General features: G+C 34.4%; 7 protein-coding genes. 6 read left to right on the plus strand and 1 reads right to left on the minus strand.

Annotated features, from left to right (window positions below; all coding sequences use genetic code 11):
• The first annotated feature begins 250 nt into the window (after window positions 1–250).
• Together H5119_RS16730 and H5119_RS16735 are read left to right on the plus strand one after the other, a co-directional pair.
• On the plus strand, window positions 251–610 hold the full coding sequence (locus tag H5119_RS16730; protein ID WP_182703031.1) for a MerR family transcriptional regulator: 360 nt from the start codon (window positions 251–253) through the stop codon (window positions 608–610).
• Between the two features lie 47 nt (window positions 611–657).
• On the plus strand, window positions 658–1,233 hold the full coding sequence (locus H5119_RS16735; RefSeq protein ID WP_182703032.1) for an NAD(P)H-dependent oxidoreductase: 576 nt from the start codon (window positions 658–660) through the stop codon (window positions 1,231–1,233).
• A 201-nt stretch (window positions 1,234–1,434) separates the two neighbouring features.
• Here the strand turns inward: H5119_RS16735 and H5119_RS16740 are convergent, their stop codons facing one another.
• A complete protein-coding gene (locus tag H5119_RS16740) occupies window positions 1,435–1,731 on the minus strand; it encodes a hypothetical protein (RefSeq protein ID WP_182703033.1) in 297 nt (98 codons plus the stop codon).
• A gap of 355 nt (window positions 1,732–2,086) precedes the next feature.
• Between H5119_RS16740 and H5119_RS16745 the strand changes: the two genes are divergently transcribed.
• The 4 genes from H5119_RS16745 (at window position 2,087) to H5119_RS16760 (ending at window position 5,879) form a co-directional block, all read left to right on the plus strand.
• Window positions 2,087–2,677 (plus strand): hypothetical protein, encoded by a 591-nt coding sequence (locus H5119_RS16745; RefSeq protein WP_182703034.1) that lies wholly within the window; start codon window positions 2,087–2,089, stop codon window positions 2,675–2,677.
• 31 nt (window positions 2,678–2,708) lie between these two features.
• Window positions 2,709–3,371, plus strand: coding sequence for an alpha/beta hydrolase (locus tag H5119_RS16750; protein WP_182703035.1), 663 nt, complete (start codon window positions 2,709–2,711; stop codon window positions 3,369–3,371).
• 84 nt (window positions 3,372–3,455) lie between these two features.
• Complete coding sequence (locus H5119_RS16755; RefSeq protein WP_182703036.1) at window positions 3,456–4,478, plus strand: acyltransferase; 1,023 nt, start codon at window positions 3,456–3,458, stop codon at window positions 4,476–4,478.
• 591 nt (window positions 4,479–5,069) lie between these two features.
• On the plus strand, window positions 5,070–5,879 hold the full coding sequence (locus tag H5119_RS16760) for a hypothetical protein (RefSeq protein ID WP_182703037.1): 810 nt from the start codon (window positions 5,070–5,072) through the stop codon (window positions 5,877–5,879).
• Window positions 5,880–6,000: the final 121 nt, after the last annotated feature.

Here is a 6,000-nt window from a genome sequence, read left to right on the forward strand (position 1 = left end):
AATTGATTCTTAAAGTTAGCACACTATATTGTGTTTTTAAATCGTTGAATTTTCATCCATAGAGTAATATTGCCTCTGTGTAAGTTTTATTTATTTAGTCAGTTTTACAACCTATAGCTACGGTATAGTTATTTTGATGCTGGCTATTTAGCTTTTAAAAGTGTAATTGTCTATCTCAATCGTGGAGTAAGTTGGCTACCTATTTTATACCTGTGTCACATAATCCCATCTGCAAAATAAGGAAGTGTAAATGTTTATTAATCAGGCATCTAAACTATCTGGTGCAACTCAAAGAGCAATTAGGTTATATGAAGAGCTTGGGTTAATGAAAGTCTCTAGAACAGGAAAATACCGTATTTATAACCAAGATAATATAAGCCAAATCAAAATGATTAAAGAAGCCCAAGTTCTAGGTATTACACTTGCCGATATGGTTACTTTAAGAGGTAGTCAGGAAGATTTTGATTGGAAATTAGTGAGTAGCTACTTGATTGAAAAACAATGGCAGGTTGAAGAAAAAATCAAAGAATTGGAATTACAAAAGCAGCGTATTAAAGAATACAGAATTTCGATTGATATTTGTATTCAGGAGCTTGACTCTAACCTTTAGGTAAGAGTTTAAACTGCATATCCTACTCAACAAGGATATATAAGTTTATGAAAAAAATTTTAATTATCAATGCAAACCCTAAGTCGACAAGTTTGTGTAGGTCTTTAGCAGAACAATACGCATTAGCAGCTAAAAATAAACATAACGTTGAGAAAATCAATATAGGTGAGCTAAATTTCAAAATAAGTTTAGACGAAGGTTATGATCGAGTCACTAACTTAGAAGCTGATTTAGTCGACTTGCAAAATAAAATCCGATGGGCAGATCATCTAGTTATTGTAAGCCCTGTTTGGTGGGGAGCAATGCCAGCAAAATTCAAAGGTGTTATTGATAGAACGTTCTTACCTGGGTTTGCATTTAAATATGTAAAGGGTAAATCAATTCCTGAAAAGCTATTAAAAGGGCGCACTTCTGAACTCATTTTTACCCTTGATACTCCTGTATTTTGGTATAAATATATCCAAGGTAATGCCATACATAAACAGTTAAAGCACTGTATTTTAAACTTCTCTGGAATTAAAAATACGTGTTCAACATACTTTGGTCCGGTTATTAACTCTAAAAGTGACAACAGACAAGCTTGGCTTAACAAAGTGACTAAGCGAGCGGCTAACTTAAAGTGAATTTAACTATGCTGATTGTGGCATAAAACATATACAAGCTGTTTAGAATTTTAGAGGTGGTATGCTTTTATATAAAGAGCCTGCAATAATTACACTGTAATTTTGTAAACCCCCATTACGGTTTGGTTGAAAATACCGCAGTTGAGAGTGTGATATTGCACTTCTCTAAACAACCTATGTATTACGAGCTAAATTTGAGAGCTAATTAATAAGTGAAGCAGACCACCATGTAGGCTGAAATACAGCAATAGGAGTGAGCGCTAATGCCACAAACCAAAAAATAGCGGCTTGAGCTCGGTTTTTGCTAATGCGATAGGACAGTAGCCATAAAAGGGAACTAACTACCATCACAACAAAATACAATAACACCCCATAAACGCCAAGACCTTTACCAGCTAAAATAAACTCTTTAAATATGAGGGTTAAGTAAATTTCTGTAATTACCATCAATATAATGGCAATTAAAAAAAAGAAACACCCAATAAAATGTCTGTTCATTATCGTCCCCCTAAATCGTATCGCTGTTTAGCTAACTTATTTTGGCGATTATCTTCTAATTTAAAAGTAAATTTTGTGGCACAGCACTCAAAGATTAATTAAAGTGAGTGTCAGTTTTTTTTAGCTTAACTTTTCGGGATAGACTTTGAATCATCCGATATAAGCGAAAACGGTTATTAATTATAGTGTATGAAGTCGAAAATTTGACCCTGGCGATTTTTGGATTTTTACTTAATGAGACAATTGCCGAGGGCTTAGGTCGGCAAGGTATAATTAAGACATTACAAAAGATAGGTGAGGAGCTTGCCAACGGCACATTCCCTATTACTAAATCTTTAACTCAGGCTAATGTGTGATGTCAGATAAATTTAACAAAGTATTTAGTGTAAGCGTTGAGCCTGATGAATTTTTACTTCTCAATGAAACAGGCTTCGAGCAAACAATTCAGTTAAAGGAAGGTCAGCTTCTACTATTTGATGGTAGCAGCATAAGAGATAATTGGAGAATTTTAGGCGTTGATTGGTTAATTGAGCCTCGTGTTGCACATCAAAACTTAGCTAAACCCGATGTAGCTGGATTAGGTGCGTCAACTTTTGTTGTATCACCTAAATTTTCACATTTATTTTTAAGTGGTTTTGGTAAGAATATTGAGCTACTTAAATGTAATTTAAATGATGAGCAGTGGTTTGCATTTAATGTAGTCGGTTTTGACAAAGCGCTCAATGAAGACCACACCATCCGCAATATAAGAAATGGTAAGCCAAGTAGGGTAAGAAAATTTAAGAAAATGGTGCTCACAAAAAATGCTATTGATAATCCTGAGCTATTTAGAATAAGAGAAGTCGGCCTTCAATATTTTACAACAGATGCGAAAAATAGTTTATATACATTAGTAAAAGAAAATAATATTAAAGGGTTATACTTTAATGAGGTTGAAATAGTGTAGTTTCACACTTGTAGCTTTATAAAGGTATGGTATGTTTCAAAAAAAAATTTTATTATTTTTACTTTTTAGTTCATTTAGCTATGGTGGTGAAGTATTTGAGAGCCTCCCTGACAAAATAAACTCATCAGATAAATATGTTTTCTATTCTCACGGACTTATTTTAGAGGGCACAGATCCCACGCCTATTCATGAGCGCTGGGGGCAATATAATTTTCCAGCTATTAAAAAGGAACTCGCTGACTCAAGCTATCATTTAATTGCTACTCATCGACCTGCTAAAACCCATCCTTTTAAATATGCTGAACAGCTATCTAAGCAAGTAACTAAATTACTAAAAAATGGCGTACCTGCAAGCAATATATCCTTAGTTGGCTTTTCCCGTGGTGGTTTTATTACGGCAATTGCATCGAGCAATTTAAAAAACATGGATATTAACTTTGTGATCTTAGCGGCTTGTACCATCGGATTAGCTAAAAAAGCAGAAATAGATATTTATGGTCATTTATTTTCAGTATTTGAAACGTCTGATTCTGTTGGTTCATGTGACCATATAGTTGCTAGGAGTGTTGGTACTGTTAGTTTTTATAAAGAAATTTCGATTTCAACGGGTAAAGAACATGGCGCTTTTTTCATTCCCAGAAAAGAATGGATAGTACCCGTTAAAGCCTGGTTAAAACGTAAAAAACCTCAGTAGTATTGTATAAGATCTAAGCTCATACAACCGATAATTCAATTTGAACAACTTAAAAAATAATAAGCTAAGGATTAAATCAACTTCATGGAAATTAGAAAATTAAACTCTTTAAGAGCTTTAGCTGCCCTTATTGTATTTGTTACCCACTTTTCAGATATAACTCATTGGTTAAATGGTTCCTTAGGCGGTGGTTCTGGAGCCTATGGCGTAATGTTATTTTTCCTTCTTAGTGGGTTTTTAATGTCACTTCTCTATTTAGACACCAAGTTTAGCAGAGCAAACATTGGACAATACCTATTAGCTAGAGCCGGACGAGTTTTACCTTTATACCTTGTAATTGTTTTTAGCTCTTATTTATTAACTCAAAATAATTATGACATTTTATACAACATAACTGACCTTAATTCGTTAATAGGCCACCTTTTGTTTACACACGGCGAAAGCGTGCTTTGGTCTATTCCACCAGAAATACAATTTTATATCATATTTGTAGCTTTCTGGTTTTTAGTAGACGATAGGAAAGGGTATATATATTTACTAATCGTGGCCTTTTTGGTGTCTTGGTATTTGGCTGATTTCCCTCGATTATTTGGTGAAATTGAAAGTATCCCTTACAACTTTTTTAGTACTTTGAGAACGTTCCCGTACTTTTTTATTGGCGTTATATTTGGTTTGCATTACAAATCACTTAAAGTACCAAGTTATATGAAGAGCAACTGGTTTATATTAGTTTTGTGTTTAATACCTCTGTTGTATCCTGAGTTTTCACCTATTAACGAGGCTGATAAAAAAAAGATGTGGCTTAGTTATGAAGTTCTATTTGTTATGAGCACAGTATTCTTTTGTGTTGTTTTTTTAGTACCAAACAATAATATTTTTTTAGCAAATAAGATTGGTGATTTTTTAGGTAAAGTGTCTTATTCATTCTATTTATTGCATATGCCTATTATCGGAATGGTTAATAAGTTTAATTTAAATACTGAACTTAAGCTGTTGTTATCACTGAGCTTGAGTGTGTTTTTTGCGTATATATCGTACGTTTTCTTTGAAAGGCCTATTGCAAATAAAATTAGAAGCCTTTCGAATAAAAAGCAGATCAAAATTTAGTTTTTACACATTTAAGGAAAAGAAAGAATGTTTTTTAAGTTTATTAAGCTGGCCTTTGCTGCGTAAGCGTCTAGCTAACCTAGTAGGAATGCAAGCACTCACTAGTAGCTTGCACTCCTACTGGCTGTGTTGAAGGAACGCTCTATTTACTCAAAGAGAGTTCAACCACTTCTCTTTTGCGGAAACCTGAATAGTCATCAAAAGCTGAGTCTGATTAAAAAATTAGGATGGGTGTCTAGTTTATTTGGTTTGCTGCATCAAATCAATGAGTTAATCTGCATAATTGCTCAGGCTAATAGCGACTGTGCGAGCGAAAAATATCCTTGATTAACGGTTAAACATTAGGTTTAATGAACAAATAATAAACATGCTGAGCAACGCAGGGAAAGCTTAAATTATAATAGGTAAGCTTATTAAATTAGCTGATTTAGCTTAGATGATAAAAAGCCTTTCTTTTATATAAAAGTCCATAGCATAAACAACACCAACTCTGACACACCGAGCAGGTAGCGCCTCAGTCCAACAAGCGATTATGCAACACAAACTGCGTGTCGCATAAATACTAAAGTGTTATACGTTTCGGGAGGTTTGGTGAACGGAATCTGTGCATTGTGTACAAAATCAGCAAAGCTTAAAGATAGTCACTTTATGCCTAAAGCTGTTTACCGATCTATAAGTAAAGGTTTCCCTGAACACGGGCAAAATATTGTTTTGATTAATGGCTCTAATAAATCAGCAGCCTATACAGACAAGCAGGCTAAAAAGCACTTGCTTTGTGAAAGTTGTGAATTGAAATTCTCCAAAAATGGGGAAGATAACGTTACTTCTTTTATGGCTCGCCCTAACGGTTTTAAGCTCGCAACCAAGATAAAAAAGTTTAAACCGTTGTCTCATGTAAAAGATGAAATATGGTATTTCCCGTCAAACGACGAAATAGCATTTAATTTCATGTACTTTGCTGTAAGCATTGCTTGGAGGTTGTCCGTAACGGATTGGAGTGGATTCGGTATTCCCGAAACAAAGAATTCAATTCGTGAAGAAAGCATGATTGCTTTTTCAGATTATCTATTAGGAAATACTAAATTTCCTGAAAATACTTACCTTGCTGTATATGTTGATAATCAAATAGTAGATACACCATCAATGGGCTTTCCAACTATTAAAAACCATGATGGCTACCAACATATTGTGTTCAACATTCCTGGTTTAAAACTAAGCCTGTTAGCAGGCAATAATCCAGGACCTGGTATTAGAGAAACATTTTCTATTAATACTACTAACGTTTATTTTGTTAGCCGTAGTTTAAAAACACACCCTGATTATCATTTTATGGTTAATTTTTTAAAAAATGAATCAGTTGCAAAGGGGCGGTTATTGAAAGAGCGTAGCAAAAACGTATAATCGGGTAGCCGGAGGTCTCTAACCTCCAGCCCCCACACCACCCATCATGCGGGTCCGCAATGGGCGGTTCATCTCCCGTAATGAATATTGATCCAAATATCTTTCAATGACACTAAACCTT

It is taken from the genome of Pseudoalteromonas sp. SG45-5 (genome assembly GCF_014164085.1).
GTDB classification, from domain to species: domain Bacteria; phylum Pseudomonadota; class Gammaproteobacteria; order Enterobacterales; family Alteromonadaceae; genus Pseudoalteromonas; species Pseudoalteromonas aliena.